The organism is Caulobacter sp. FW305-C-30-S16, assembly GCF_058783025.1.
The window spans coordinates 1-23,603 of sequence record NZ_JBYSYH010000004.1; the positions used below are offsets into that span (position 1 = coordinate 1).

The window sequence follows — 23,603 nt, forward strand, 5'->3', positions numbered from 1 at the left end:
CGCCACAGGCCGCCCTGTCGAGCGTGCTGACCGGCAAGTCGGTCCGGCTAATCGTCACCATGGGGATGCCCGCGCCGCCCGACGCGACTAGAGCCGCCCTAGCCCTTGATCGGCGGGGCGAGGCGGATGTGCAGTTCTTTCAGCTGCTTCTCGGCGACTTCTGACGGCGCGTTCATCAACAGATCCTGCCCCTGCTGGTTCAGCGGGAAGGCGATGACCTCGCGGATGGCCGTCTGGCCGGCCAGCAGCATGACAATGCGGTCGATGCCCGGCGCCAGGCCGCCGTGCGGCGGCGCGCCATAGCGGAAGGCGTTGAGCATGCCGCCGAACTGGTCCTCGACCACGTCCTGGCCGTAGCCGGCGATCTCGAACGCCTTGAGCATGATCTCCGGCTTGTGGTTCCGGATCGCGCCCGAGCACAGCTCGTAGCCGTTGCAGACGATGTCGTACTGGTAGGCCAGGATCGACAGCGGGTCCTGGGTCTCCAGGGCCTCCAGTTCGCCCTGGGGCATCGAGAAGGGGTTGTGGCTGAAGTCGACCTTCTTCTCTTCCTCGCTCCACTCGAACATCGGGAAGTCGACGATCCAGCAGAACTCGAAGCGGTTCTCGTCGATCAGCTTCAGCTCCGTCCCCACGCGGGTGCGGGCCGAGCCGGCGAACTTGTAGAAGACCTTCGGATCGCCAGCGACGAAGAAGGCCGCGTCGCCCGTGCCGAGGCCGAGGCTCGTCATCAGCGCCTGGGTCTGGTCAGCGCCGAGGTTCTTGGCGATCGGGCCGCCCCAGCCGCCCTGGTCCTCGCTCCAGAACACATAGCCAAGGCCCGGCTGGCCTTCGCCCTGCGCCCAGCTGTTCATGCGGTCGCAGAAGGCGCGACTGCCGCCGCCCGGCGCCGGCACGGCCCAGACCGCGTTCTTCGCGTCTTCCAGGATGCGCGCGAACAGGCCGAAGCCGCCGCCGCGGAAGTGGTCCGAGACGTCGCCCATCTTGATCGGGTTGCGGGTGTCCGGCTTGTCGCTGCCGTACCAGGCGATGGAGTCGCGATAGGCGATGCGCGGGAACGGATACGGCGTCACCGGCTTGCCGTCCGCGAACTCCTCGAACACGCCGTGCATCACCGGCTCGATGGCCGCGAACACGTCTTCCTGGGTTACGAAGCTCATCTCGACGTCGAGCTGGTAGAACTCGAGCGAACGGTCGGCGCGCAGGTCCTCATCGCGGAAACAGGGCGCGATCTGGAAGTAGCGGTCGAAGCCCGAGACCATCAACAGCTGCTTGAACTGCTGCGGCGCCTGCGGCAGCGCATAGAACTTCGACGGATGCAGGCGCGAGGGCACGAGGAAGTCGCGCGCGCCCTCCGGCGACGAGGCCGTCAGGATCGGCGTCTGGTACTCGAGGAAGCCCTGGCCGACCATGCGGTGACGGATCGAGTGGATCACCTTCGACCGCAGCACGATGTTCCTGTGCAGCGTCTCGCGGCGCAGATCGAGATAGCGGTGCTTGAGGCGCAGCTCCTCGGGATAGTCGGGCTCGCCGAACACCGGCAGCGGCAGCTCGGCCGCTTCCGACAGGACCTCGACGCCGGAGACGTGGATCTCGACCTCGCCGGTCGGCAGGTTGGGGTTCTGCGTATCGGCCGAACGGGCCACGACCGCGCCGTCGACGCGGATGACGCTCTCGGTGCGGATGCGCTCGATCGTGTCGAAGCCCGGCGTCGTCGGGCCGATGACCAGCTGGGTCAGGCCGTAGTGGTCGCGCAGGTCGACGAAGACCAGGCCGCCATGGTCGCGCTTGCGATGGATCCAGCCGGACAGACGAACGGCGGCGCCGGCGTCGGCGGCGCGCAGCTGGCCGCAGGTATGGGTGCGATAGGCGTGCATTTGTCGGTCGTTTTCAGTCATTCGGGGCGAAAATCGGAGGCGCGGAAGGGCGCATGGAGGCCCCTGATTGTCAAGGTTTCCGAAGCTCCCATGGACCCTCTCCCGCCGGGAGAGGGATTCTGTCCACAGCCCCGGCCTCCCTATCCCCGCCCCTGCCGGACCCCGGCCTCGCGCGCCTGTTCCTGCGTGGTAAACCGCCTGCGTGATCACCCGCGCCAGACAGCTCAGCCTGCGCCTCGCCAGCCCGCCTGTGTTTACGCGGGCGGCGTTCGTGACCTCGCGCGCCAACGAGCAGGCGCTGGCCCTGATCGAGGCCTGGCCCGCCTGGCCGGGCGGCGCGCTGGCGCTGGTCGGCCCGGAGGGCGCGGGCAAGACCCATCTGGCGACGCTGTGGGCCGGAAAGGCCGGCGCCGCGCACTATGAGGCCGGCGCGTCCACAGACGGTCGTCCGCTGCTGGTCGAGAATGCCGACGAGATCGGCGACGAGGCCCTGTTCCACCTGATCAACCGGGCCCCTACAGACGGCGGCCTGCTGCTCACCGCCCGCACCCGCCCGTCGAGCTGGCCCGCCGCCCTGCCCGACCTGCGCTCGCGGCTGAACGCCCTGACCGTGGCCGAGATCGGCGAGCCGGACGACGCGCTGATGATCGCCGTGCTCGAGGCCCTGTTCCGCGAGAAGCATATCCGCGCCGCGCCCGACCTCTATGAGTTCCTGCTGCGGCGGATGGAGCGGTCCGTCACCGCCGCCCGCGCCCTCGTCGCGCGCCTGGACGAGGCCGCCGCCGAACAGGGCCGCCCCGTCAACCGCCTGCTGGCCCGCGAAGTGCTGGAAGAGACGGCGGATCTGTTCGAGGACTAGCGCCCGCGGCGATAGACGTCGGCGAAGCGCACGTTCATGCCTCCGCAACCGTTGTTGTCGGCGACCAGCAGATAGGGTCCGAGCCGGCGCAGGCGAACGCGGCAGCCGTCATAGTCTCCGACCTCCAGGGCGTCGCCGACAGGGCGGCCACGGCCGTCAATCTCCCCGGTATGGATGTTGCCCGGGTGCATACCTTGCCAGTAGGCCTCGCCCTTCACGACGATGTCCGCGCCGGCCGCGGTCAACGTCAGCCTCGACCATCTGGTTTCGCCCCAAACCCCGATCCAGCCGCCGCCGGTGGGCGCGGACGGCACGGCCTGCAACTGGGCTGTCGACAGCCAGCCGGCCCCGCCGCCGGCCTTGTTGGGATAGTAGGCGCAGGTGAAGTCTCCCCAGGTTCCGCCGGTGACCACAAGATCGCCCTTCACTACGTACTGGCGGGCCATGCATTCAGGGTTCGCCACCGCGCAGGCTTTCGGCAGCCACTGGAAGCGGGCCCGTGGACTGATCACTTTCGCCAGATCGAGCCCGTCCGTCCGTCCGCCGAGCAGCCTGTCTCTGATACAGCCGGCGATGGGCTCGTCGACGCGCGCCATTGCCGGCGAGACGAGGAGCGCCAGCCCAAGGACGACCGCAAAACGGATCAGCGGACGCATCACGATCTCCCGCGGGCAATGCGGTGCTTGCCGCCCCTGATGTGTTGTCGCCACAATGTACCGAACACACAAGGACCCTCCCCATGCCCAACGCCATCGGTTACGCCGCCACTGCGCCTGACAGCGGCATGGGCCTGTTCCATTTCGACCGGCGCGCGCTGCGGCCCGACGACGTGAAGATCGCCATCCTCTACTGCGGCGTCTGCCATTCCGACCTGCACCAGGCGCGCAACGACTGGGGCGGGACGATGTATCCCTGCTGCCCCGGTCACGAGATCGTCGGGCGGGTCACCGCGGTCGGGCCGCAAGTCCGCAAGTTCCGCGAGGGCGATCTGGCGGCGGTCGGCTGCCTCGTCGACAGCTGCATGGACTGCGACCAGTGCCGCAAGGGCGAGGAGCAGCTGTGCCGCAACCGCTCCACCGGCACCTATAACGGCAAGGACCGGCATACGGGCGAGACCACCTACGGCGGCTACAGCGACCACATCGTGGTGCGCGAGGCTTTCGTGCTGAAGGTGCCGGACAGCCTCGACGTGACCCGCGTCGCGCCTCTGCTCTGCGCCGGCATCACCACCTACTCGCCGCTCAAGACCTGGAAAGCCGGCAAGGGCACGCGGCTGGGCGTGGCAGGCCTGGGCGGCCTCGGCCACATGGCCGTGAAGTTCGGCGTGGCGATGGGCTGCGAGGTGACGGTCATCACCGGCTCGGAGTCCAAGCGGGCGGACGCTCACGCGCTCGGCGCGCACAGGGTGCTGCTGTCCAGCGACAGGGACGCCATGCGTGAGGCGCGCAACGGCTTTGACCTGATCATCGACACCATTCCGGTGGCCCACAAGCTGCAGCCCTACCTGCCGCTGCTCGACATCGACGGCTCGCTGGTCATCGTCGGGGCCATCGACGAGCTGCCGCCGTTCCACTCCGGCCTGCTGCTCGGCGGACGCCGCCGCGTGAGCGGCTCGCCGATCGGCGGTATCGCCGAGACCCAGGAAATGCTCGACTTCTGCGCCGAGAAGAACGTCCTGCCCGAGTGCGAGATGATCGCCATGCAGGACATCAACCATGCCTACGAACGCATGGAGCGGTCGGACGTGAAGTACCGCTTCGTCATCGACATGGCGTCGCTGGCCGCGGAGAAAGCGGCTGCCTGACGTCCGCCCCGACCCCGAGGCGATGGCGGCGATCGCCGCCGCCGCCCCGGGCGCCTCGCCCCTGCGCGCGCCGGCGGGCCAGGTGCTGTTCCGCCCCGATGACCCCTGCGGCGGCTTTATCGCCCTGCGACGCGGCGCGATTCGCGTCGGCCTGACCTCGATCGGCGGGCGCGAGCTTGTTCTGTACCGGGTGCGACCGGGCCAGATCTGCCTGCAGACCTTCGCCTGCCTCGTCGAGGGGCGCCACTACGGCGCGGAGGGCGTCGCGGAACAGGACATCGAGGCCGTCTTGCTGCCCCCGCCGGCGTTCGACCGTCTGATGGCCGGCAACGACGCCTTCCGCGGCGCGGTGCTCGGGTCTGTGGCCAGCCGCTTCGGCGACCTGGAGGGCGTGGTCCAGGCGCTCGCCTTCACCGGCCTGCCGTCGCGGGTCGCCTCCGCCCTGGTGGCAGGAGCGGTCGACGGCGCTCTGAACATCACCCACGAGATGCTGGCCGCCGAGATCGGCTCGGCCCGTGAGGCGGTCAGTCGCCAGCTGTCGCAGATGGCTCGCGACGGCCTGATCACCCAGAGCCGGGGCCGGATCCATCTGCTCGATCCCGCGGCCATCGGGCGACTGGCGCTCGCCGGCGCGTGACTTGGTCACAGACGCGGGGCGCCTGACCGTGGGATCGATCCCCTGTCGGCGCTTTCCGACAGAAGGAGACATCTCATGAAACCGAACGAAGGCGGCGTCGACCGCATCCTCCGGGTCCTCCTCGGCCTGGGCATCCTGGCCCTCGTGTTTGTCGGGCCGAAGACCCCGTGGGCCTGGCTGGGCCTGGTGCCGCTGGTGACCGGGCTGGTCGGCTTTTGCCCACTCTACGCCCTCCTGCGCCTCAACACCCTGGGCAAGCGCGGCTAGGACCGGCGGTTCCGACCCTTTCCCCCATCGGGGAAAGGGCTCGGCAAAGACGAAACCGTAACATCCGTCCTGTAACACGCCTGTCATGACCTCTTGCGACAGCCCGCCTGCCAAGCGACAACCCGCGCGACGCAGAGGCTCCATGACCGACGCCGCCAAGACCACGCCCGCCCTGACCGCAGACGGCCTTCGCAAGCCGCTGATCGACGAAGCCCTGCTGGCCTCGCCGGACCGGTTCTTCAATCGCGAACTGAGCTGGCTGGCGTTCAACCGCCGTGTGCTGGAAGAGGCCGAGAACCCGCGCCATCCGCTGCTGGAGCGGCTGCGGTTCCTGTCGATCAGCGCCAACAACCTCGACGAATTCTACATGGTCCGCGTTGCCGGGCTGAAGGGCCAGGTCCGCGAGCGCGTGCGCGTGCTCAGCCAGGACGGGCTCAGTCCGTCCGAACAGCTGGTCAAGGTCGACGCCTCTGCCGCCGTGCTGATGGCCGATCAGCAGCGCATCTGGCGCGAACTGCGCACGGCGCTGCAGGGCGAGGGCATCCGGCTGCTGGAAGCGCGCGATGTCGGCGAGGCCGACCGTGACCGAGCCGAGCACATCTTCCTCAATCACGTCTTCCCGGTGCTGACGCCGCTGGCGATCGACCCGGCCCACCCGTTTCCGTTTATTCCCAACCTTGGCTTCTCGCTGGCGCTCAAGCTGCGTCGGCCGGACGGCAAGGAGCTCTACGCCCTGGTGCCGATCCCGACGGCGGTGCGCCGGTTCTGGCAGCTTCCGCCGGAAGCCGGCCGGGGCCGCAAGGGCGAGCAGCGGTTCATCGCGCTGGAAAGCCTGCTGGTCCTGTTCATCGACCACCTGTTCCCCGGCTGCGAGGTCGAGGGCCGCGGACTGTTCCGGCTGATCCGCGACAGCGACGTCGAGATCGAGGAAGAGGCAGAGGATCTGGTCCGCGAGTTCGAGGCGCAGCTGAAGCGCCGCCGGCTCGGCGAGGTCGTACGGGTCAAGGTGCAGACGGCCATGCCGCCGGACCTGCGCGCCTTCATCCTCGAAAGCCTGCATTGCGACCCCGAGGACGTGGTGCTGATCGACGGCAAGCTGGGCCTGGCCCAGATGGCCCAGCTGATCCCCGACGGCCGCCCGGACCTGAAGTTCAAGCCGTTCGTGCCGCGTTTCCCCGAGCGGATCCGCGACCATGACGGCGACTGCTTCGCCGCCATCCGCGAGAAGGACATCCTGGTCCACCATCCGTTCGAGAGCTTCGACGTGGTGGTCCAGTTCCTGCGCCAGGCGGCGCGCGACCCGCACGTGCTGGCGATCAAACAGACCCTCTACCGCACCAGCCAGGACAGCCCGATCGTCGCGGCCCTGATCGAGGCGGCGGAGAACGGCAAGAACGTCACCGCCCTGGTCGAGATCAAGGCGCGCTTCGATGAAGAGAACAATCTGCGCTGGGCCAAGGATCTGGAACGGGCCGGGGTGCACGTCGTGTTCGGCTTCGTCGAGTACAAGACCCACGCGAAACTGAGCCTTGTGGTGCGCCGTGAGGGCGAGACCCTGCGCACCTACTGCCATTTCGGCACCGGCAACTACCACCCCGTGACGGCCAAGGTTTACACCGACCTATCCCTGTTCACGACCGATCCGGCGCTTGGCCGGGACTCGGCGCGGCTGTTCAACTTCATCACCGGCTACGCCCCGCCGCAGCGGCTGGAGAAGCTCAGCTACAGCCCCGAGACGCTGAAGGCCGACCTGATGGGCATGATCGCGACGGAGTCGGAGAACGCCCTCGCCGGCAAGCCGTCAGGCATCTGGGTGAAGCTGAACGCCCTGGTCGATCCGGAAATCATCGACGCCCTCTATCGCGCCAGCCAGTCGGGGGTGCGCATCGAGATGGTCGTGCGCGGCATCTGCTGCCTGCGTCCGGGCGTGCCCGGCCTCAGCGAGAACATCCGGGTCAAGAGCATCGTCGGCCGCTACCTCGAGCACAGCCGGATCATGGCCTTCGCCAACGGCAAGGAAATGCCCGGCAAACAGACCAAGGTGTTCATCAGCTCCGCCGACTGGATGCCGCGCAACCTCGACCGCCGCGTCGAGGCCCTGACGCCGGTGGACAACCCCACGGTCCACCAGCAGGTGCTGCAGCAGATCATGGTCGCCAACCTCAACGACGAGGCGCAGAGCTGGACACTCGACAGCCAGGGCGGCTATCGGCGGGACCCCGCCTGGGACCGTCCCGGCGCCTTCTCGGCCCACGAGTACTTCATGACCAACCCCAGCCTGTCCGGCCGAGGGCACAAGGTGCGCGACCTGCCGCAAGCATTCGATCATGTCGGCCCCCGTCGCTAGTTCGCCGCCGCTGGAAAGCCGCGCCCGCGCGGTGCGCGACGCCGCCGTCATCGACGTCGGCTCCAACTCCGTGCGCCTGGTGCTCTATCGCCTCGAAGGCCGGGCGATCTGGACCGTCTACAACGAGAAGGTGCTGGCCGGCCTGGGCCGGGACCTGGGCTCGACCGGACGGCTGTCGCCGGGCGGGGTCGAGACGGCCCTGTCGGCGCTGAGGCGGTTCCGCGCGGTGCTCGACGCGGCGCGGCCCGACGACATCCTCACCGCCGCCACCGCCGCCGTGCGCGAAGCGACCGACGGGCGGGACTTCGTCGGGCGTGTCCAGGCGGAAACGGGCCTGACCTTGCGCGTGCTGAGCGGCCAGGAAGAGGCCCGCTATGCCGCACTCGGCGTGCTGGCCGGCTCCCCGCGCGGCGACGGCGTGGTCGGCGACCTGGGCGGCGCCAGCCTCGAGCTCGTGCGTCTGACGAGCGAAGGTCCGGTCGAGGGCGCGACCCTGGCCCTGGGACCGTTCGCGCTCGACGGCGTCCGCCCCGACAGGGTGCGAGCGGAGATCGAGGCCCGACTGGCGCCGTACGCCGGCCGCTTCCGCGCGAAGAGCTTTCAGGCCGTTGGCGGCGCATGGCGCAACCTGGCCCTGCTGCATATGCGGATGAGCGGCTACCCGCTGCAGATCGTCCATCAGTACGAGATGAGCCGCGCCGACGCGCTGGACGCCACGCGCTTCCTCAGCCGGCAATCCCGGGCGTCGCTGGAGGCGATCGAGGGCGTCTCGAAGAAGCGCCTGGAGACGCTGCCGCACGCCGCCATGGTGATGGAGGCGCTGATCGAGCAACTGGGCATCGAGACGATCGCGGTCTCCGCCTACGGCCTGCGCGAAGGCCTGCTGTTCGAGGGCATGCCGCTCGAGACCCAGGGCCTCGACCCCCTGATTGAGGGGTGCGCAGCCCTGACCGGCCGACAGGGCGTCGACGAGACGCTCGGTCCGACGCTGGAACGCTGGCTGGCCCCGGTGTTCGACACCCTGCCGGCGGCGTTCGGCGAACGTGACCCGGTGCTGCGCGCCGCCGCCTGCCGGCTGGCCGACCTCGGCGCCCGGCTGCATCCCGATCATCGCGCCGACCTGGTGTTCGAACAGGTGCTGCGTGCGCCGGTCGCCGGCCAGACGCATGCCGAACGAGCCTTCCTGGCGGTGGCGGCCTTCTCGCGTCACACCTCCGCCTCCTCGGCGCCTGACGGCGCGACGGTCTCCCGCCTGCTCAGCGAGCCACAACGCAGACGGGCCCGGGCGCTCGGCGCGGCGATCCGGCTGGGCTGCGACCTGTCGGGGCGAAGTTCGGTGCTGCTGACGCAATCGCGCCTCGGCCTGAAAGACGACCGCCTGATCCTCAGCGCCGCCGAAGGCTGGTCCGACATGCTGCTGGGCGAACAGACCGCCCGCCGTGCAACGCAACTGGCGGGATTGCTCGGGGTGAAACTGGATATCCGGCGCTAGAGGACATGTACCGTAGGTACGTGTCCCCTGGGCCTACCCCGCCGGCATCGTCCGCTCGCGCACGGCGATCCGGCCGAGGATACCCTTGACGATCAGGTCCATGGCCGTGCCCTCGCGGTAGTCGGCGGCCGCGACGAAGTTGACGCGGTCGTCGGCGATCAGCCGGTGCAGCTTGTCCTGGTCGCGCGGTTCGGTGCGGGGATCATAGGCGGCGATCGAGTGGCCGCCCTTGGTGTGCATCATCTTCATCGTCGGGACGTCGGTGTCGCCGTCGCCGATGAAGATCATCCGCTCGAACGGCACCGGGCGATCCTCGTCCGGCATGAACCGGTTGATCTTCTCGTGCTCCCAGTTGTTGAGCACGCCCTTGTTGATGCGGAAGAGGTACTGGGTCTTGGTCGTGTAGTTGATGCCCACCGCCGGCCAGACGGCCACCTCGTCCTCGTCGAAGACGTAGTGCGAGGCGAACACGTGGTGGAACCGGTCGTGGATCGGGCAACCCTCGATCATCTCCTGCAGGCCGCTGGAGAGAATGTAGTGCTGGATCGTCAGGCCGTAGTTGGCGCCGAAGGCGTTGATCCGGTCGAACCAACTGCCGTCGCGAATACCCTCGAACAGCGGCACGTCCTTGCCGTGGTCCTGCAGCAGCCCGCGCGTGACGGTGATGCCCTTCTCGCGGGCCGTCTGCAGCATCAGCTGCATGTACATCAGGATGTCGTCGCCATCGGCGGCCAGCGTCCTGGGCCGCACCGTGTCGTTCCAGAACTCGGCCGGCGTCATCCCCAGGGCGGGGATGAAGCTGGTCTCCTGCATGTTGCCCCGGGCCAGGGTGCCGTCGAAGTCATAGATCAGGGCGGTCAGGCGCTCGGACATGGCAAACCCTTCAGGCTGAGGCGGCTTTCGGCGCCCGGCGCACCTCGACGACCCGCACCCGCGTGCCGTCAAGCACCAGGGCCAGTTCGCCGCGCTTTAGCTTCAGGGCGTCGGCCCCGAACGCGTCGAGCCGCCACCCCTGCAGGGCGCCGACGTCGGCGTTGTCGTCGTTGGCGATCTTTTCCAGGTCAGAGACCGTGGCCAGCAGTTTGGACGCCACGCCGGCGTCCTCGGCCCGGGCCTTGAGCAGCACCTTGAGCAGTTCGACGACCGCGCCGGCGGCGGCGTTCTGCGGCGCCCGCTCGCGGTCGATCTTCGGCGCGTAGGCGTCGGGATCCTTGAGCGCTTCGCGGATCGCCTCCAGCAGGTCCGGACCGAACTTGCTGCCCGAGAAGCCTTTGGGCACCCCGCGCAGGCGGTCCATGGCCGCGGCGTCCGTCGGCGCCTGGGCGGCCAGTTCGTCGATCGCGTCGTCCTTCAGGATGCGGCCGCGCGGCTGGTCACGCTGCTGGGCCGTGCGCTCGCGCCAGGCGGCGACCGCCTTGAAAACGGCGAGGTATTTCGGGACGTGCTTGCGCGGCTTGAGCCGCTTCCAGGCGTTCTCCGGCTCGACGTCGTAGAGCGCCGGATCGGTGAGGGCCGCCATTTCCTCCTCGACCCAGGCCAGACGACCGTCCTTCACCAGCCGCGCGCGCAGCTTCGGATAGAGGTCGGCCAGATGGGTCACATCGGCGATCGCGTAGGTCAGCTGGTTGTCGCTGAGCGGACGGCGAGCCCAGTCGGTGAATCGGCTCGACTTGTCGAGGTCGATCTTCAGCATCTGGCGCACGAGAGCGTCGTAGGCGATCTGCTCGCCGAAGCCCGCCGCCATGCCGGCGATCTGGGTGTCGAACAGGGGCCGGGGCATGGCGCCCAGGTTGTTGAAGATCTCAACGTCCTGGCGGGCGGCATGGAAAACCTTGTCGACCGTCTCGTCGCGGAGAATGTCGAGCAGGGGGGCGAGATCAAGTCCGTCGGCAAGCGGGTCGATACAGGCCTGGGCGCCGTTGGGCGCCGCAACCTGGATCAGGCACAGCTTGGGCCAGTAGGTCGTTTCGCGCATGAACTCGGTGTCCACGGCGATGAACGGCTGACCTTTCAGGGACTTGCAGAAATCCGCCAGCTGGGCGGTGGTCGTAATAGGCTGCATCGGGTAGCTATAGCGCCGCCCGGGGCCGAGTCTGCAAGAGATCAGGCCCCATCCGCCCTAATTTCGTTTCCCATCGTTGCCGCGAAGCCTCCCCGAGCACCCCATGACCGATCGGCCCAACGGCCTTACCTACGCCCAGGCCGGAGTCGACATCGACGCCGGCAACGCGCTCGTCGAGGCGATCAAGCCGCTGGCCAAGGCCACGGCGCGGCCCGGCATGCAGGGGGGATTAGGGGGCTTTGGCGCCCTGTTCGACCTCAAGGCGGCCGGCTACGAGGACCCGTTGCTGGTCTCGACCACGGACGGCGTGGGCACCAAGCTGAAAATCGCCATCGAGACCGGCCTGCACGACACCGTCGGCATCGACCTGGTGGCGATGTGCGTCAACGACCTGCTGGCCCAGGGCGCCGAGCCGCTGCTGTTCCTCGACTATTTCGCCACCGGAAAGCTGGATGTGGCCACCGCGACGCGCGTGGTCGCCGGCATCGCCGAGGGCTGCAAGCTGGCCGGCTGCGCGCTGGTCGGCGGCGAGACGGCCGAGATGCCCGGCATGTACGCTGACGGCGAGTATGATCTGGCCGGCTTCACCGTCGGCGCGGTCAATCGCGACGGCGTGCTGCCCAGACTGGACGCGCAGCGGGCCGGCGACGTGCTGATCGGCCTGGCCTCCAGCGGTCCGCACTCGAACGGCTATTCGATGGTCCGCAAGGTCGTCGAGCGGTCGGGTCTGGGCTGGGACGCGCCCTCCCCGTTCGGCGACGGCACGCTGGCCGAAAGCCTGATGACGCCGACGCGGATCTACGTGAAGTCGACCCTGCCGCTGATCAAGGCCGGGCGGATCAAGGGTGTGGCCCACATCACCGGCGGCGGCCTGATCGAGAACCCGCCGCGCGCCATCGCCGACGGCCTGGTCCCGCGCTTCGACTGGAACGCCTGGAGCATGGGCCCGGTGTTCCAGTGGCTTCAGCAGACCGGCGGCATCGCCGAACACGAGATGCGCCGCACCTTCAATTGCGGCGTCGGCTTCCTGCTGATCGTCGCGCGCGACGAAGCGACCGCCGTGCTGGCCGACCTGCTGGAAGCGGGCGAGGACGCGTTCGTCTGCGGCGAGCTCGCCAACGCATGAGCCGCGCGAGGGTCGCCGTCCTGATCTCCGGACGCGGCTCGAACATGACCGCGCTGGTCGAGGCCGCGCGCGCGCCGGACTGCCCGTTCGAGGTCGCGCTGGTGCTCTCCAACAAGCCCGACGCGGAAGGTCTCCAACTGGCTGCCGCGGCGGGCGTGCCGACGCTCACCATCGATCACCGGCCGTTCGGCGCAGACCGCGAGGCTCATGAGCGCGCGCTCGACACAGCCCTGCGCGGAGCGGGCGCAGAGTACGTCGCGCTCGCCGGCTACATGCGCGTACTGACGCCGTTCCTGGTCGAGGCCTGGGCCGGGCGGATGATCAACATCCACCCCTCGCTGCTGCCGAAGTATCCCGGGCTCGACACCCATCGCCGGGCGATTGAAGCCGGCGACGCCGAGGCGGGCTGCACGGCGCACCTGGTGACCGCGGGCGTCGATGAAGGCCCCATCCTCGACCAGGCTCGCGTGCCCGTGCTGGCCGGTGACACGCCCGAGGGGCTGTCAGCCCGCGTCCTCGAGGCCGAGCACCGACTGTATCCGGCCGCCCTGGCGCGCCTCGTCTCCGGATGACCCGCAACCGCGGCTGCGAAACCTGTCGGCGTCAGTGGCTGGTGGACGGACGGCTGCAGGACCGCCGCGGCGCGAACGCCGGCGGCGCCGTGCTCTACCGCTGCGACGCCTGCCTGGCCTGGTGGGAGGAAACCCCACGCGGCACGCAGGCCATCACCGATGATGAGGCACGCGAGAGCTATCCGGGCCTTGTGGATCAGTCGTCGCCGTAGACGGTGCTGGGGACGCCGTTACGGCGCAGCAGGTCGGCCGCCCGGCCCTCGCGGAACGTCGGCGGCGACGCCGGCCTGAAGAGGCTTGATTAAGTGGGGCGCCAATCGGGCCCGCGTTCCTCAAGCAGTCGCAGGACCGCCAGGACCGCGACCACGGCCGACGCCGCCCAGAGGGCGAGCGTGCCGACCTGCGTATAGGCCGCCGCGCCGATCGCCCCGCCAGTTGTCAGCCCAGCCCACAGCAGCAGATACGGTCCCCAGGCCCATCGATCGCCGCCGGTCAGGGCCGCGGCGATACGCTGGCCTGCCTTGACCAGGGTTCCGGTCATGTAGGTCAGGCCGACGCCGACATCGCCGTTACGCTGGAACACGGCGTTCTCGGCGCCCATCGCCAGCACCACCGCCGCGACGCCCGCCTTGTCGAACCCGCCCATGAACAGGGCCGCTCCGGCGGCCAGAAGTGCGGCTTCAAGCGCCAGCACGGCCGAGCGCCGCCCCTCCCCGACGCGGCGGGCGAGCAGCGCGCCCAGCACCACGCCGGTGACGAACAGCGCGACAATCGCCAGGACGGTCAGGGCGGCCTGACCGTGACCTGTCGACAGTCCGACGCCGAGACGGGTCGAATTGCCGCTCATGAAGGAGACGAAGAAGCCGCCGAGCTTGAGGAAGCCGATGGCGTCAACATAGCCGGCCACGCCTGACAGGACGGCCGCCAGGGCCACATCGCGACGGCGATAGTCCTTCATGCCAAGGCTCCGGAAACGACAACGGCCGGATCGTCACCGATCCGGCCGCGCCGTGTCATGCAAAAAAGCCTGACGCCTTAGCCGACGATGTCGGCGTCGGTGAAGAACTGGGCGATTTCGATGCCCGCGTTCTCGAGGCTGTCCGAGCCGTGGACCGAGTTCTCGCCGATCGACAGGGCGAACAGCTTGCGGATCGTGCCTTCAGCGGCCTGTTCCGGGTTGGTGGCGCCCATGACTTCGCGATAGCGGGCCACGGCGTTGTCGCCTTCCAGCACCTGGACGACCACCGGCTCGGCGGTCATCTGGCCGACCAGTTCGCCGTAGAACGGGCGGGCGGCGTGCACTTCGTAGAATTTCTTCGCCTGGGCGTCCGTCAGCTTGATGCGCTTCTGCGCCACGATGCGCAGGCCGGCGCCTTCGATGACGGCGTTCACGGCGCCCGTGAGGTTCCGGCGGGTCGCGTCCGGCTTGATGATGGAGAAGGTGCGTTCAGTCATGGCTAGTTCGAAGCCTTACACAGGAGGTGGTGTTTGGGAGGTCGCGGGCTTATAGCGGCGGACCCCCGAACCGCCAACACCTGTCGCGAAGTCCTTTTCCAGCCCCGCCATGCTCCAGATCAACGACCTGACCTTTGACGCGTGGGGGCGGCGCTTTTTCGACAAGGCCGGCGTGACCCTGCCGCCCGGCGCCAAGGTGGGCCTGGTTGGCAGGAACGGGGTGGGCAAGTCGACGCTGTTCAAGCTGATCATGGGCGAGCTGGTCGCAGGCGGCGACGAGATCAACCTGCCGAAGAACACCCGCATCGGCCAGGTGGCGCAGGAGCATCCCGCGACCCCCGTCTCGCTGATCGACACCATCCTGGAAGCCGACGACGAGCGGCACGAACTGCTGACCCGGCTGGAGACCGCCGATCCGGAAGAGATGGGCGACATCTGGACCCGGCTGATCGAGATCGACGCCGACTCAGCCCCGTCCCGGGCCGCCGAAATCCTGGCCGGCCTCGGGTTCAGCACGGAGGACCTCGAACGGCCGATGGCCGAATTCTCCGGCGGCTGGCGGATGCGCGTGGCGCTGGCGGCGGCGCTGTTCAGCGAGCCGGACCTGCTGCTGCTCGACGAACCGACCAACTACCTCGACCTTGAAGGCGCCCTGTGGCTCGAGGCGCGGCTGAAGAAGTATCCGCACACCGCCCTGATCATCAGCCACGACCGGGAACTGCTGAACAACAGCTGCACCCACATCCTGCACCTGGCGGCGGCCAAGCTGGAAATCTACACCGGCGGCTACGACGACTTCGAGAAGCGCCGGGCCGAGAAGTCGCGGCTGCAGCTGTCGGCCAAGGCCAAGCAGGACGCCGAGCGCGCCCACCTGCAGGCCTTCGTCGACCGCTTCAAGGCCAAGGCCTCCAAGGCCGCCCAGGCCCAGTCGCGGATGAAGCGGCTGGCCAAGATGGAGCCGGTGGCTACGACCATCGAGGAGCGGGTCGCCGCCTTCACCCTGCCCTCGCCACCGCGCCCGCTGGCGCCGCCGCTGATCCGGCTGGAGAAGGCCAATGTCGGCTACGAGGACGGCAAGCCGATCCTGCGCAATCTCAACCTGCGCATGGACCTGGACGATCGCATCGGCCTGCTGGGCGTCAACGGCGCGGGCAAGTCCACCTTCGCCAAGCTGATCGCCGGGGCGCTGGGTGTCCAGACGGGCGAGTTCCACCGCGACCGCAAGATGAAGGTCGGCTGGTTCCACCAGCACCAGATCGAGGCGATGGACCCGGTGGATACCCCGCTGGAGATTATCCGCCGCGCCATGCCCGATGCGTCGGAATCCTCGCGCCGATCGAAACTGGCGCAGTTCGGGCTCGGCTTCGAGAAGCAGGAGACGACCGTCGCCAACCTCTCCGGCGGCGAACGCGCCCGGCTGCTGCTCAACATGGTGGCGATGGAAGCGCCGCACATGCTGATCCTCGACGAGCCGACCAACCACCTCGACATCGATTCGCGCCGGGCCCTGCTCGATGCGCTGAACGACTATGAGGGCGCTGTGATCCTGATCACCCACGACCGCTCACTGATGGAACTGGTCGCCGACCGGCTGTGGCTGGCGGCGGACGGCACGATCAAGCCGTTCAACGGCGACATGGACGATTACGCGAAATTTGTCATCGACAAGGCCCGCGTCGCGGCCCGAGCGCCGTCGCAGGTCAAGGCGCCGGCGCCCGAGCCGGTGAAGGTCGCCCCCCCGCCGCCGCGCCCGTCCGCCGCCCAGGCCGGGCCTCTGAAGCGCAAGCTGGAAGCCGCCGAGGCGGTGCTGGCCCGAACGACGAAGGCGCTGGAAGAGATCGACGCCGTGCTGGCCGACCCGGCCATCTATGTGAAGAACCCGGCACAGGCCGCCGACCTCGGCCAGAAGCGCATCAAGGCCCAGGCTTCCGTCGACAAGGCCGAAGCCGAATGGATGGGCATCGCCGAGCAACTGGCGGCGGTGGAGGCGTAGGGGACATGTACCGAAGGTACGTGTCCCCAAATCCGGATTCCGCGGCGGCTTGATTAGGGGACACGTACCTTCGGTACATGTCCCCGGCGCTCACCCGCATTTCACCTCTTTGACCAGACCCGTGTCGGCGTCGAAGAAGATGTTCAGGCGCGCCGGGTTGTAGTCCATCGTCACCGGGCAGGTGGTGCAGGCGACGCGCCGCTTGCCGGGGTCGGTCGGGATCGGGATCCGGCTCTTCGGCTGCCCGACCAGCCACTGCATCTGTCCAGCGCCGCAACTGTCAGGCGCGGGAGGCGGCGGCAGCGCGATCGTCGGCAGCTCGGCCACGGGCGGTGGCGCCGGCGCCGGCGCGGGTGGCGAGGCGCAGGCCGACACGGTCAGAACCGCCAGGACAATCAGTCGCTTCACGCTATTTTCTCCCAGCCTCGTTGCTCGCCCTGCCGCCAGTAGCTGACCGGGTGACCGCCGGCCTTGAACGTCTTCCACCGGGTCCGGGCGCCGGCCAGGGCCGCCTCGTCCCGTCCGTCGAACAGCACGATGCACCGCTCATGCGGCGAAAGATCACCCGCCTCGGCCCCGTCGATCAGGAACAGGGCCTGCGCCCCGTTCGGAACCTCCATGTCGCTGGTCAGCAGCACGGGCTGATGCTCGGCGAACGGCTCGCTGGCCAGACCGTGCGGCAGGAAGCTCTCGTCGCGAAAGCTCCACAGCCAGCCGTCGAGATGCTCCAGCCGCCCGGCGTCGCCCGTGCGGACGACGGCCTTCCAGCCCTTCTTCAGGGTCTTGTCGAGCAGGTCAGGCAACACCTGGTCGAGCGACGAGCGCTCGAGATGGTAGAACCAGACGTCGCAGGACGGAGCGGCCATGCCCGACCCTAGCCCTCGTACTTGTCCGCCACCATCCGGTTCAGGAGGCGCACGCCGAAACCGACGGCGCCGTCCGGAATGGTCGGCACGGTCGAGGGCTTCTTCCAGGCGGTCGAGGCGATGTCGAGGTGCGCCCAGGGCAGGCCGTTGACGAAGCGCTGCAGGAACAGGGCCGCGGTGATCGAGCCCCCGGCCCGGCCGTTGCCGACGTTCTTCATGTCAGCGATCGCGCTGTCGATGTGCTTGTCGTAGATCGCCGGCACCGGCATCCGCCACAGCGGCTCACCGGTCGCCCTGGAGGCCGCCAGAAGGTTGTCGGCCAGCTCGTCGTTGTTGCTGAACAGGCCGGCAAAGTCGTTTCCGAGCGAAATGATGATCGCGCCGGTCAGGGTGGCCAGATCGACCATGAACTTCGGCTTGAAGCGGTCCTGGGTGTACCAGAGGGCGTCGGCCAGAACGAGGCGGCCCTCCGCGTCGGTGTTGATGACTTCGATGGTCTGGCCGGACATGGAGGTGACCACGTCGCCGGGACGCTGGGCGTTGCCGTCAGGCATGTTCTCGACCAGGCCGAGGACGCCGACGGCGTTCACCTTGGCCTTGCGGGCGGCCAGCACGTGCATGAGGCCGGCCACGGCCGCCGAGCCGCCCATGTCCCACTTCATGTCTTCCATGCCGTCGGCCGGCTTGATGCTGATGCCGCCGGTGTCGAAGGTGACGCCCTTGCCGACGAAGGCGACCGGCTGGCTGTCGCCGCCGCCCTTCCACTGGATCACGACCAGCTGGCTGTCGCGACGGCTGCCCTGGCCGACGCCGAGCAGGCTGCCCATGCCGAGTTTGGCCATCTCGGCCTCACCGAGGATCTCGACCTCCAGGCCGAGAGACTCGAGCGCCTTCACCCGGCGGGCGTACTCGACCGGATACAGGACGTTCGGCGGCTCGGAGACCAGATCGCGGGAGAAGTAAACCGCCTCGCCCAGCGCCTTCAGCGGCGCGTACGCCGCCTCCGCGGCGGCGACATCGTCGACGGCGATGGCGACGGTCTCGACCGAGGGCTTCTTTTCGGCCTTCTCGGTGGTGCGGTATTTGTCGAAGCGATAGGCGGCGAGCACGACGCCGAGCGCAGCATGAGCTGCCAGGTCGGCGCCGGCGCCCGGCAGCAGGATGCTCAGCGTCTCAACGCCGGAGGTCTTCACCGCGGCGTAGGCCTGGGCCGCGAAGGTCTCGGCGACCTCGCTGCTCAGTCCGTCCTGGGGGCCGGAGCCCACGATGACCAGACGCTGGATGTCGACGCCGCCCGGCGCGACCAGCTCGACGGTCTGCCCGGCCTTGCCGCCGAACCGGCTCGAGGCGGCGATGGCGCGGGTCAGCGCCCCGCTCGTCGCCTTGTCCATTGTCTCGGCCGCCGTGGAGAGCTTCCCCCCCTCGAAGGCCATCACGGCGACCGCGCCGCCGGCGGGCGCGGTGGTGCTGTCGGAGGCGACGAATTGGATGCGCATGGATCACTCCTGAAACCTGTCCGGCGGGCATAGTCCAACGCGCGACCGTAGGAAAGCGCGGGGGATGGTCTGGGCGGTTGTATCGACCTTGGACGGGCGTATAGAACGAACAACCCCTCCTTTGGGGTTTTCCCTGCCTCCGAACGGGTTCAGCTTCCCCCGCGATGCGTCTTATCGAGCGCTATCTGTTCCGCCAGCTTTTGGCCCCGACGCTGCTCGCAGCGGCGGCGCTGGGCGCTGTCGGCCTGCTCAGCCAGAGCCTGGGCCAGCTCGACATCATCATCGAGCAGCGCCAGACAGCCTGGGTGTTCGTCAAGGTCATCGTCCTGGCGATGCCGCAGTTGCTGAACCTGATTCTGCCGATCGCGGTGTTCGTCGCCGCGCTGGTCGGGCTGAACCGCCTGCATGCGGAGCATGAGCTGGTGGTCTGTTACGCCGCCGGCATGAGCCGCTGGCGCGTTGTCTCGCCGGGGCTGCGGCTCGCGGTGATGGCCACCCTGGTCGGACTGACGATCAACCTCTGGGTCCAGCCTGCCGCCTACCGGGCGATGCGCGAGATCTTCTACGCCGCCAAGACCGATCTGGCCGCGACGCTGGTTCGCGAGGGAGAATTCACCGAGCCCGCGCCGCGCCTGACGGTCTATGGCCAGACGGTCGAGAGCGACGGTCTGATCAAGAACCTCTTCATCCACCACCGGACGGAAAAGGGCGGCGCGACCACCTACACGGCGAAGGAAGGCCGGATCACCTATCGTGAAGGCCGCCCGGTGCTGATCATGCGCAGCGGTTCGAACCAGGAGTTCTCCAGCACGGGCGTGCTGAACTACCTGTCGTTCGAGGAGTACGCCCTCGATCTGACGCCGTTCCTGAACACCCGCAGCGGCGTCACCTACGAGGCCTCCGACCGCTACCTCCACGAACTCCTGTTCCCCGACCTGTCGCGATCCTACGAGCGCAAGAACCAGGACAAGCTGCTGGCCGAGGGCCATGCCAGGCTGGCCTCGCCGCTCTACAGCATCGCCTTCATGGCCATGGCTTGCGCGGCCGTGCTGGGCTCGAGTTTCAGCCGTCTGGGCTATGGACGAAGAATCGCCGTGGCCGGCGCCGCGGCGGCGCTGATCCGGATCGTCGGCTTCGCCGTGCAGTCGGCCTGCGAGGATACGCCCTGGCTGAACGTGGCGCAGTATCTCATCCCCACCTTCACCGCGATCTGGGCCTTCGGTCAGCTGTTCCGGCGGGTCGAGCGCCGCTCGGGCTGGCGGGAATGGCTGCCTTTCGTCGGCGCCCGAACCCGGAGCGCGACCACATGAGCCAGGGGATCGGACGCCTCGAACGCTATGTCCTGACGCGCACGCTGGCCGGGGTGGCGGGGGCGCTCGCCGTCATCGGCGCGGTGATCCTGCTGATCGACTTCGTCGAGGTATCGCGCACGGTCGGCGGACGGGGCGACGCGGGCTTCCCGCGCCTGCTGTGGCTGACCCTGCTGAAGGCGCCGTCGACCATCCTGACCCTGCTGCCGTTCGCCTTCCTGTTCGGCACGTTGGCGGCCTTTGTCGGCCTAAACCGGCGCAGCGAGCTGATCGCCATGCGCGCGGCCGGCGTGTCGGCCTGGCGGTTCATCCTTCCCGCGGCGGCTGCGGCCTTCGTGGTCGGCGCGGTGACCGTCTCGGCGCTGAACCCGCTGGCGGCCATGCTCGGCGCGGCGTTCGAGCAGTCCCGCACCGCGATCACCTCGGAGTTCCAGACGTCCACCGCCAAGAACACCTGGCTGCGCCAGGGCGATGCGACGTCGCAGGTGGTGATCCGCGCCCGCTCGCACGATGAGGTCAACGGCACGGTGCGCCTCAAAGACGTCTCGATGTTCATCTACCGCGTCACCCCCAATGGCGGCCTGGAATTCTCGCGCCGCCTCGAGGCTGAGGAGGCGCGTCTGATGCCCGGCTACTGGCGTCTGAGCGGCGTACGCGAGGCGGCGCCGGGCGCGGGCTCGGTGCGGTCCGAAACCCTGTCGATTCCCTCGACGCTCGACGAGCAGGCGGCGATCGAGCGGTTCACGACCCCGGACGCGATTGCCTTCTGGCGGCTCCCGGCGACGATCCGCGCCTCGGAGGCAGCCGGCTTCTCCGCCCTGCCCTATCGGCTGCGCCTGCACCAGTTGCTGGCCACGCCACTGCTCTATGCGGCGCTGTCGGTGCTGGCGGCGGCCTTCTCCCTGCGCCTTATGCGGCTGGGCGGCCTGGCGGCGCTGGCCGCGTCAGGCGTGGCGCTCGGGTTCATCTTCTTCTTCTTCAACCAGTTCTGCGGCGCGCTCGGCAAGGCGGACATCCTGCCGGCCTTCGCCGCCGCATGGGCGCCGCCGATGCTGGCGCTGTTATCGGGCCTGACCCTGCTTTGCTATACGGAGGACGGGGGAATCGTCCGAGGCCGAACCGTCGTGAGAAAGAACGCCACATGAGCCCTGTCCGTCGCCATGCGGGACGCGCCGGCCTGTTCGCCGGCGGCGCGCTGATGGCTCTGGCTGTCTGGGCGCCGGCGATGGCCCAGGACGCCGCGGCGACGACGATTCCGGCCGCCACGCCCGTCGAGGACGATGGTCTCGGCGAGCAGGGCTTCTACCTTGAGGCTGACCTGCTGGTGCAGGATGACGCCGCCAACACCGTGACAGCGACCGGCGACGTCGAGGTTCGCTATCGCGGCCGGACCCTGCGCGCCGGCAACCTGCTCTACGACATCAGCTCCGGCGTCATCACGGCGCGTGAGAAGGTCGTGGTGATCGATCCGTCCGGCGCTGTGACCTTTGCCGACATGATGGTTCTGGATGAGGAACTGCGGTCCGGCGTGGCCCAGGGCTTCTCCGCGCGCCTGGCCAACAATGTGAAGATCGCCGCCGCCACCGCCGTTCGCCGAAGCGATGCGGTCAACGAGCTGGACAAGGCGATCTACACGCCCTGCGAAATCTGCGTCGAAGACCCCGCGCGGCCGCCGTCCTGGTCGATCCGGGCCGACAAGGTGATCCAGGATCGCGACAAGCAGATCATCTACTATCGCAACGCCGTCATCGAGATGTTCGGCGTGCCGGTGTTCTATGCGCCGGTGTTCTGGCATCCGGATCCCAGCGCCGAGCGCAAGTCGGGCCTGCTGCCGCCTAAAATCGTCGCCTCGGACCGCCGGGGCCTCTCCTACGAACAGCCCTACGCCTGGATCATCTCGCCGTCGGAAGACCTGGTCATCAGCCCGCAGCTGAACACCCGGGTGAACCCGTTCCTGAACCTCCAGTGGCGCCGGCGCTTCAGCTCGGGGCAGATCAACGCCCGCTTCGGCTACACCTACGAGAACGACCTCGACGGCGATGGCGACCGGATCGGCGATCTGACCTCGCGCAGCTACGTCCTCGCGGACGGCGCATTCGATCTGTCCGAGCACTGGCGCTGGGGCTTCACCGCCGAGCGGGCGTCCGAAGACCTGATCTTCGACAAGTACGACATCAGCGACATCTACGCGCAGCGGGGCCTGGTCCAGACCGGCGACCGGCGCCTGACTTCGCAGGTCTATGCGGTGCGGCAGGACGAGCGGTCCTACTTCAGCATCGCCGCTGTCAGCGTCCAGGGCCTGCGACCGGGCGACAACGATCGCACCTTCCCGAACATCGCGCCGCTGGTCGAAGGGTACTGGGAGCCCGTCGGGCCGGTCTTCGGCGGCCGCCTGCGCGCCCGGGGACGGGCCGTCGGCCTGACCCGTGAACAGTCGCAGTTCGTGGCCGCGCAACCCGGCGCCGACAGCGCCCGGGCGTCGGCCGGAGTCGACTGGCGCGCCACCATCACCATGCCGGGCGGGCTGCGGCTGTCGCCGTTCGCCGAAGCCCGCGGCGATCTCTTCAACGTCAGCGACCTGCCGCCGCCGAATCTGGGCGAGGACGCCAGTATCAGCCGGGCCGTGGGCGTCGTCGGGGTGGACGTCAGCTACCCGCTCTATCGTCGGGACGGCGACCGGACCATCGTGCTGGAACCGCTGCTGCAGGTGGCGCTGTCCCCGGACAGCGATCCCAATCCGCTGATCGCCAACGAAGACAGCTCGGTGCTCGAGTTCGACGAGACCAACCTCCTGACGGCCAACAAGTTTCCGGGCTTCGACCTCTACGAGGGCGGCCAGCGGGTCAACGTCGGCGCCCGGGCGACGCTGCTCTATGACGACGGACGCAATCTGAGCCTGCTGGTCGGGCGCAGTTTCCGTCGCGAGCCGGATCCGCAGTTCCCGGCGCGCAGCGGCCTGCAGCCGAAGTCCTCTGACTGGATCGTGGCCGCTGACGGCGGCCCGGTCGACGGCCTGAACTTCTTCACCCGCGCGCGGTTCGACGCCAACAACTGGGACCTGCGGCGGATGGAAGTGGGCGTGAACGTCGACTTCAACCGGGCGACGGGCTTTGTTCGCTACCTGCGCGACAACCAGGACATCACCGGAGTCCAGCGCGAGGATGTCGACTTCGCCGGCGAAGTGATGATCGCCGGCAACTGGGGCGTGACCTTCGCCGGCGTACGCGACGTTGAAAACGACGTCTGGCGGCGGCAGGAATTTGGCGCGCTTTACCGCGACGATTGTATCGACCTGGCGGTCGTCTGGGTGCACGAGGAAACCTACAACCGCACGCTGGGTCCGACGGACTCGGTGATCCTGCGCCTAACGCTCGCCACATTGGGCGATAAAGGCTACAGGCAATGAAATTCGGCCAGGCCCTTGCGTTTTCGGCGGGCCA

General features: G+C 68.6%; 22 protein-coding genes. 13 read left to right on the forward strand and 9 right to left on the reverse strand.

The genetic code is table 11. The features are described from left to right. Window positions 1–98 precede the first annotated feature (98 nt). Window positions 99–1,877 (reverse strand): aspartate--tRNA ligase, encoded by a 1,779-nt coding sequence (gene aspS, locus AC3WJT_RS14555; RefSeq protein WP_492343854.1) that lies wholly within the window; start codon window positions 1,875–1,877, stop codon window positions 99–101. A gap of 202 nt (window positions 1,878–2,079) precedes the next feature. Between aspS and AC3WJT_RS14560 the strand changes: the two genes are divergently transcribed. Next, entirely contained in the window at window positions 2,080–2,736 is a 657-nt protein-coding gene (locus AC3WJT_RS14560) for a P-loop NTPase family protein (protein ID WP_492343855.1), read from the forward strand. Here AC3WJT_RS14560 and AC3WJT_RS14565 read toward each other — a convergent pair. Next, complete coding sequence (locus AC3WJT_RS14565; protein WP_492343856.1) at window positions 2,733–3,392, reverse strand: hypothetical protein; 660 nt, start codon at window positions 3,390–3,392, stop codon at window positions 2,733–2,735. The genes AC3WJT_RS14560 and AC3WJT_RS14565 overlap by 4 nt on opposite strands. A gap of 83 nt (window positions 3,393–3,475) precedes the next feature. Here AC3WJT_RS14565 and AC3WJT_RS14570 point away from each other — a divergent pair, with 83 nt between their 5' ends. The 5 genes from AC3WJT_RS14570 to AC3WJT_RS14590 all read left to right on the forward strand — a co-directional run bounded on the left by AC3WJT_RS14570 (window position 3,476) and on the right by AC3WJT_RS14590 (window position 9,283). Next, the gene (locus AC3WJT_RS14570) at window positions 3,476–4,540 is read left to right on the forward strand and encodes an NAD(P)-dependent alcohol dehydrogenase (RefSeq protein ID WP_492343857.1); all 1,065 of its coding nucleotides are present in this window, start codon (window positions 3,476–3,478) and stop codon (window positions 4,538–4,540) included. Between the two features lie 22 nt (window positions 4,541–4,562). Continuing rightward, the gene (locus tag AC3WJT_RS14575) at window positions 4,563–5,177 is read left to right on the forward strand and encodes a Crp/Fnr family transcriptional regulator (RefSeq protein ID WP_492343858.1); all 615 of its coding nucleotides are present in this window, start codon (window positions 4,563–4,565) and stop codon (window positions 5,175–5,177) included. Window positions 5,178–5,252: 75 nt separating this feature from the next. Next, a complete protein-coding gene (locus AC3WJT_RS14580; protein WP_492343859.1) occupies window positions 5,253–5,444 on the forward strand; it encodes a YgaP family membrane protein in 192 nt (63 codons plus the stop codon). Window positions 5,445–5,586: 142 nt separating this feature from the next. Next, complete coding sequence (locus AC3WJT_RS14585) at window positions 5,587–7,791, forward strand: RNA degradosome polyphosphate kinase (protein ID WP_492343860.1); 2,205 nt, start codon at window positions 5,587–5,589, stop codon at window positions 7,789–7,791. Further along, window positions 7,772–9,283, forward strand: a complete 1,512-nt coding sequence (locus AC3WJT_RS14590; protein ID WP_492343861.1) for a Ppx/GppA phosphatase family protein — start codon at window positions 7,772–7,774, stop codon at window positions 9,281–9,283. Before AC3WJT_RS14585 ends, AC3WJT_RS14590 begins: the two co-directional genes overlap by 20 nt. Window positions 9,284–9,316: 33 nt before the next feature. Here AC3WJT_RS14590 and AC3WJT_RS14595 read toward each other — a convergent pair whose 3' ends face one another. Together AC3WJT_RS14595 and rnd are read right to left on the reverse strand one after the other, a co-directional pair. Continuing rightward, the gene (locus tag AC3WJT_RS14595) at window positions 9,317–10,156 is read right to left on the reverse strand and encodes an HAD family hydrolase (protein ID WP_492343862.1); all 840 of its coding nucleotides are present in this window, start codon (window positions 10,154–10,156) and stop codon (window positions 9,317–9,319) included. A gap of 10 nt (window positions 10,157–10,166) precedes the next feature. Continuing rightward, window positions 10,167–11,345, reverse strand: coding sequence for a ribonuclease D (gene rnd / locus AC3WJT_RS14600; protein ID WP_492343863.1), 1,179 nt, complete (start codon window positions 11,343–11,345; stop codon window positions 10,167–10,169). A gap of 103 nt (window positions 11,346–11,448) precedes the next feature. Here rnd and purM point away from each other — a divergent pair, with 103 nt between their 5' ends. From purM to AC3WJT_RS14615, 3 genes are read left to right on the forward strand one after another with little or no spacing between them, the layout of a single operon-like run. Then, window positions 11,449–12,471: a phosphoribosylformylglycinamidine cyclo-ligase gene (purM, locus tag AC3WJT_RS14605; RefSeq protein ID WP_492343864.1), complete on the forward strand. Its 1,023-nt coding sequence runs from the start codon at window positions 11,449–11,451 to the stop codon at window positions 12,469–12,471. Then, complete coding sequence (gene purN / locus AC3WJT_RS14610) at window positions 12,468–13,043, forward strand: phosphoribosylglycinamide formyltransferase (protein WP_492343865.1); 576 nt, start codon at window positions 12,468–12,470, stop codon at window positions 13,041–13,043. The genes purM and purN overlap by 4 nt, the downstream gene beginning before the upstream one ends. After that, window positions 13,040–13,255, forward strand: a complete 216-nt coding sequence (locus AC3WJT_RS14615; protein ID WP_492343866.1) for a hypothetical protein — start codon at window positions 13,040–13,042, stop codon at window positions 13,253–13,255. Before purN ends, AC3WJT_RS14615 begins: the two co-directional genes overlap by 4 nt. Before the next feature lie 89 nt (window positions 13,256–13,344). Here AC3WJT_RS14615 and AC3WJT_RS14620 read toward each other — a convergent pair whose 3' ends face one another. Further along, window positions 13,345–14,001 (reverse strand): YoaK family protein, encoded by a 657-nt coding sequence (locus AC3WJT_RS14620; RefSeq protein WP_492343867.1) that lies wholly within the window; start codon window positions 13,999–14,001, stop codon window positions 13,345–13,347. A 77-nt stretch (window positions 14,002–14,078) separates the two neighbouring features. Further along, on the reverse strand, window positions 14,079–14,498 hold the full coding sequence (ndk, locus tag AC3WJT_RS14625; RefSeq protein WP_492343868.1) for a nucleoside-diphosphate kinase: 420 nt from the start codon (window positions 14,496–14,498) through the stop codon (window positions 14,079–14,081). A 109-nt stretch (window positions 14,499–14,607) separates the two neighbouring features. On the opposite strand from ndk, the gene AC3WJT_RS14630 reads away from it, so the two are divergent. Next, a complete protein-coding gene (locus tag AC3WJT_RS14630; protein ID WP_492343869.1) occupies window positions 14,608–16,491 on the forward strand; it encodes an ABC-F family ATP-binding cassette domain-containing protein in 1,884 nt (627 codons plus the stop codon). A 90-nt stretch (window positions 16,492–16,581) separates the two neighbouring features. Here the strand turns inward: AC3WJT_RS14630 and AC3WJT_RS14635 are convergent, their stop codons facing one another. Genes AC3WJT_RS14635 through AC3WJT_RS14645 form a run of 3 tightly spaced genes read right to left on the reverse strand, consistent with a single transcriptional unit; the run spans window position 16,582 to window position 18,853 of the window. Further along, a complete protein-coding gene (locus tag AC3WJT_RS14635; protein WP_492343870.1) occupies window positions 16,582–16,899 on the reverse strand; it encodes an I78 family peptidase inhibitor in 318 nt (105 codons plus the stop codon). After that, window positions 16,896–17,357, reverse strand: a complete 462-nt coding sequence (locus AC3WJT_RS14640; RefSeq protein ID WP_492343871.1) for a DNA polymerase III subunit chi — start codon at window positions 17,355–17,357, stop codon at window positions 16,896–16,898. Before AC3WJT_RS14640 ends, AC3WJT_RS14635 begins: the two co-directional genes overlap by 4 nt. A gap of 8 nt (window positions 17,358–17,365) precedes the next feature. Continuing rightward, window positions 17,366–18,853 carry a leucyl aminopeptidase gene (locus AC3WJT_RS14645; protein WP_492343872.1) on the reverse strand — a complete coding sequence of 496 codons (1,488 nt, stop codon included), beginning with the start codon at window positions 18,851–18,853 and terminating at the stop codon, window positions 17,366–17,368. Window positions 18,854–19,017: 164 nt separating this feature from the next. On the opposite strand from AC3WJT_RS14645, the gene lptF reads away from it, so the two are divergent. The 3 genes from lptF to AC3WJT_RS14660 are packed head-to-tail and all read left to right on the forward strand — an operon-like array spanning window position 19,018 to window position 23,569. Continuing rightward, the gene (lptF, locus tag AC3WJT_RS14650) at window positions 19,018–20,163 is read left to right on the forward strand and encodes an LPS export ABC transporter permease LptF (protein WP_492343873.1); all 1,146 of its coding nucleotides are present in this window, start codon (window positions 19,018–19,020) and stop codon (window positions 20,161–20,163) included. Further along, window positions 20,160–21,308, forward strand: coding sequence for an LPS export ABC transporter permease LptG (lptG, locus tag AC3WJT_RS14655; RefSeq protein WP_492343874.1), 1,149 nt, complete (start codon window positions 20,160–20,162; stop codon window positions 21,306–21,308). Before lptF ends, lptG begins: the two co-directional genes overlap by 4 nt. Beyond that, window positions 21,305–23,569, forward strand: coding sequence for an LPS-assembly protein LptD (locus AC3WJT_RS14660; protein WP_492343875.1), 2,265 nt, complete (start codon window positions 21,305–21,307; stop codon window positions 23,567–23,569). Before lptG ends, AC3WJT_RS14660 begins: the two co-directional genes overlap by 4 nt. Window positions 23,570–23,603: the final 34 nt, after the last annotated feature.

Coding starts and splice junctions, on each gene's coding strand:
- aspS (WP_492343854.1), bottom strand. CDS start 1,877: ATGCACGCCTATCGCACCCATACCTGCGGCCAGCTGCGCGCCGCCGAC.
- AC3WJT_RS14565 (WP_492343856.1), bottom strand. CDS start 3,392: ATGCGTCCGCTGATCCGTTTTGCGGTCGTCCTTGGGCTGGCGCTCCTC.
- AC3WJT_RS14570 (WP_492343857.1), top strand. CDS start 3,476: ATGCCCAACGCCATCGGTTACGCCGCCACTGCGCCTGACAGCGGCATG.
- AC3WJT_RS14575 (WP_492343858.1), top strand. CDS start 4,563: ATGGCGGCGATCGCCGCCGCCGCCCCGGGCGCCTCGCCCCTGCGCGCG.
- AC3WJT_RS14580 (WP_492343859.1), top strand. CDS start 5,253: ATGAAACCGAACGAAGGCGGCGTCGACCGCATCCTCCGGGTCCTCCTC.
- AC3WJT_RS14585 (WP_492343860.1), top strand. CDS start 5,587: ATGACCGACGCCGCCAAGACCACGCCCGCCCTGACCGCAGACGGCCTT.
- AC3WJT_RS14590 (WP_492343861.1), top strand. CDS start 7,772: ATGTCGGCCCCCGTCGCTAGTTCGCCGCCGCTGGAAAGCCGCGCCCGC.
- AC3WJT_RS14595 (WP_492343862.1), bottom strand. CDS start 10,156: ATGTCCGAGCGCCTGACCGCCCTGATCTATGACTTCGACGGCACCCTG.
- rnd (WP_492343863.1), bottom strand. CDS start 11,345: ATGCAGCCTATTACGACCACCGCCCAGCTGGCGGATTTCTGCAAGTCC.
- purM (WP_492343864.1), top strand. CDS start 11,449: ATGACCGATCGGCCCAACGGCCTTACCTACGCCCAGGCCGGAGTCGAC.
- purN (WP_492343865.1), top strand. CDS start 12,468: ATGAGCCGCGCGAGGGTCGCCGTCCTGATCTCCGGACGCGGCTCGAAC.
- AC3WJT_RS14615 (WP_492343866.1), top strand. CDS start 13,040: ATGACCCGCAACCGCGGCTGCGAAACCTGTCGGCGTCAGTGGCTGGTG.
- AC3WJT_RS14620 (WP_492343867.1), bottom strand. CDS start 14,001: ATGAAGGACTATCGCCGTCGCGATGTGGCCCTGGCGGCCGTCCTGTCA.
- ndk (WP_492343868.1), bottom strand. CDS start 14,498: ATGACTGAACGCACCTTCTCCATCATCAAGCCGGACGCGACCCGCCGG.
- AC3WJT_RS14630 (WP_492343869.1), top strand. CDS start 14,608: ATGCTCCAGATCAACGACCTGACCTTTGACGCGTGGGGGCGGCGCTTT.
- AC3WJT_RS14640 (WP_492343871.1), bottom strand. CDS start 17,357: ATGGCCGCTCCGTCCTGCGACGTCTGGTTCTACCATCTCGAGCGCTCG.
- AC3WJT_RS14645 (WP_492343872.1), bottom strand. CDS start 18,853: ATGCGCATCCAATTCGTCGCCTCCGACAGCACCACCGCGCCCGCCGGC.
- lptF (WP_492343873.1), top strand. CDS start 19,018: ATGCGTCTTATCGAGCGCTATCTGTTCCGCCAGCTTTTGGCCCCGACG.
- lptG (WP_492343874.1), top strand. CDS start 20,160: ATGAGCCAGGGGATCGGACGCCTCGAACGCTATGTCCTGACGCGCACG.
- AC3WJT_RS14660 (WP_492343875.1), top strand. CDS start 21,305: ATGAGCCCTGTCCGTCGCCATGCGGGACGCGCCGGCCTGTTCGCCGGC.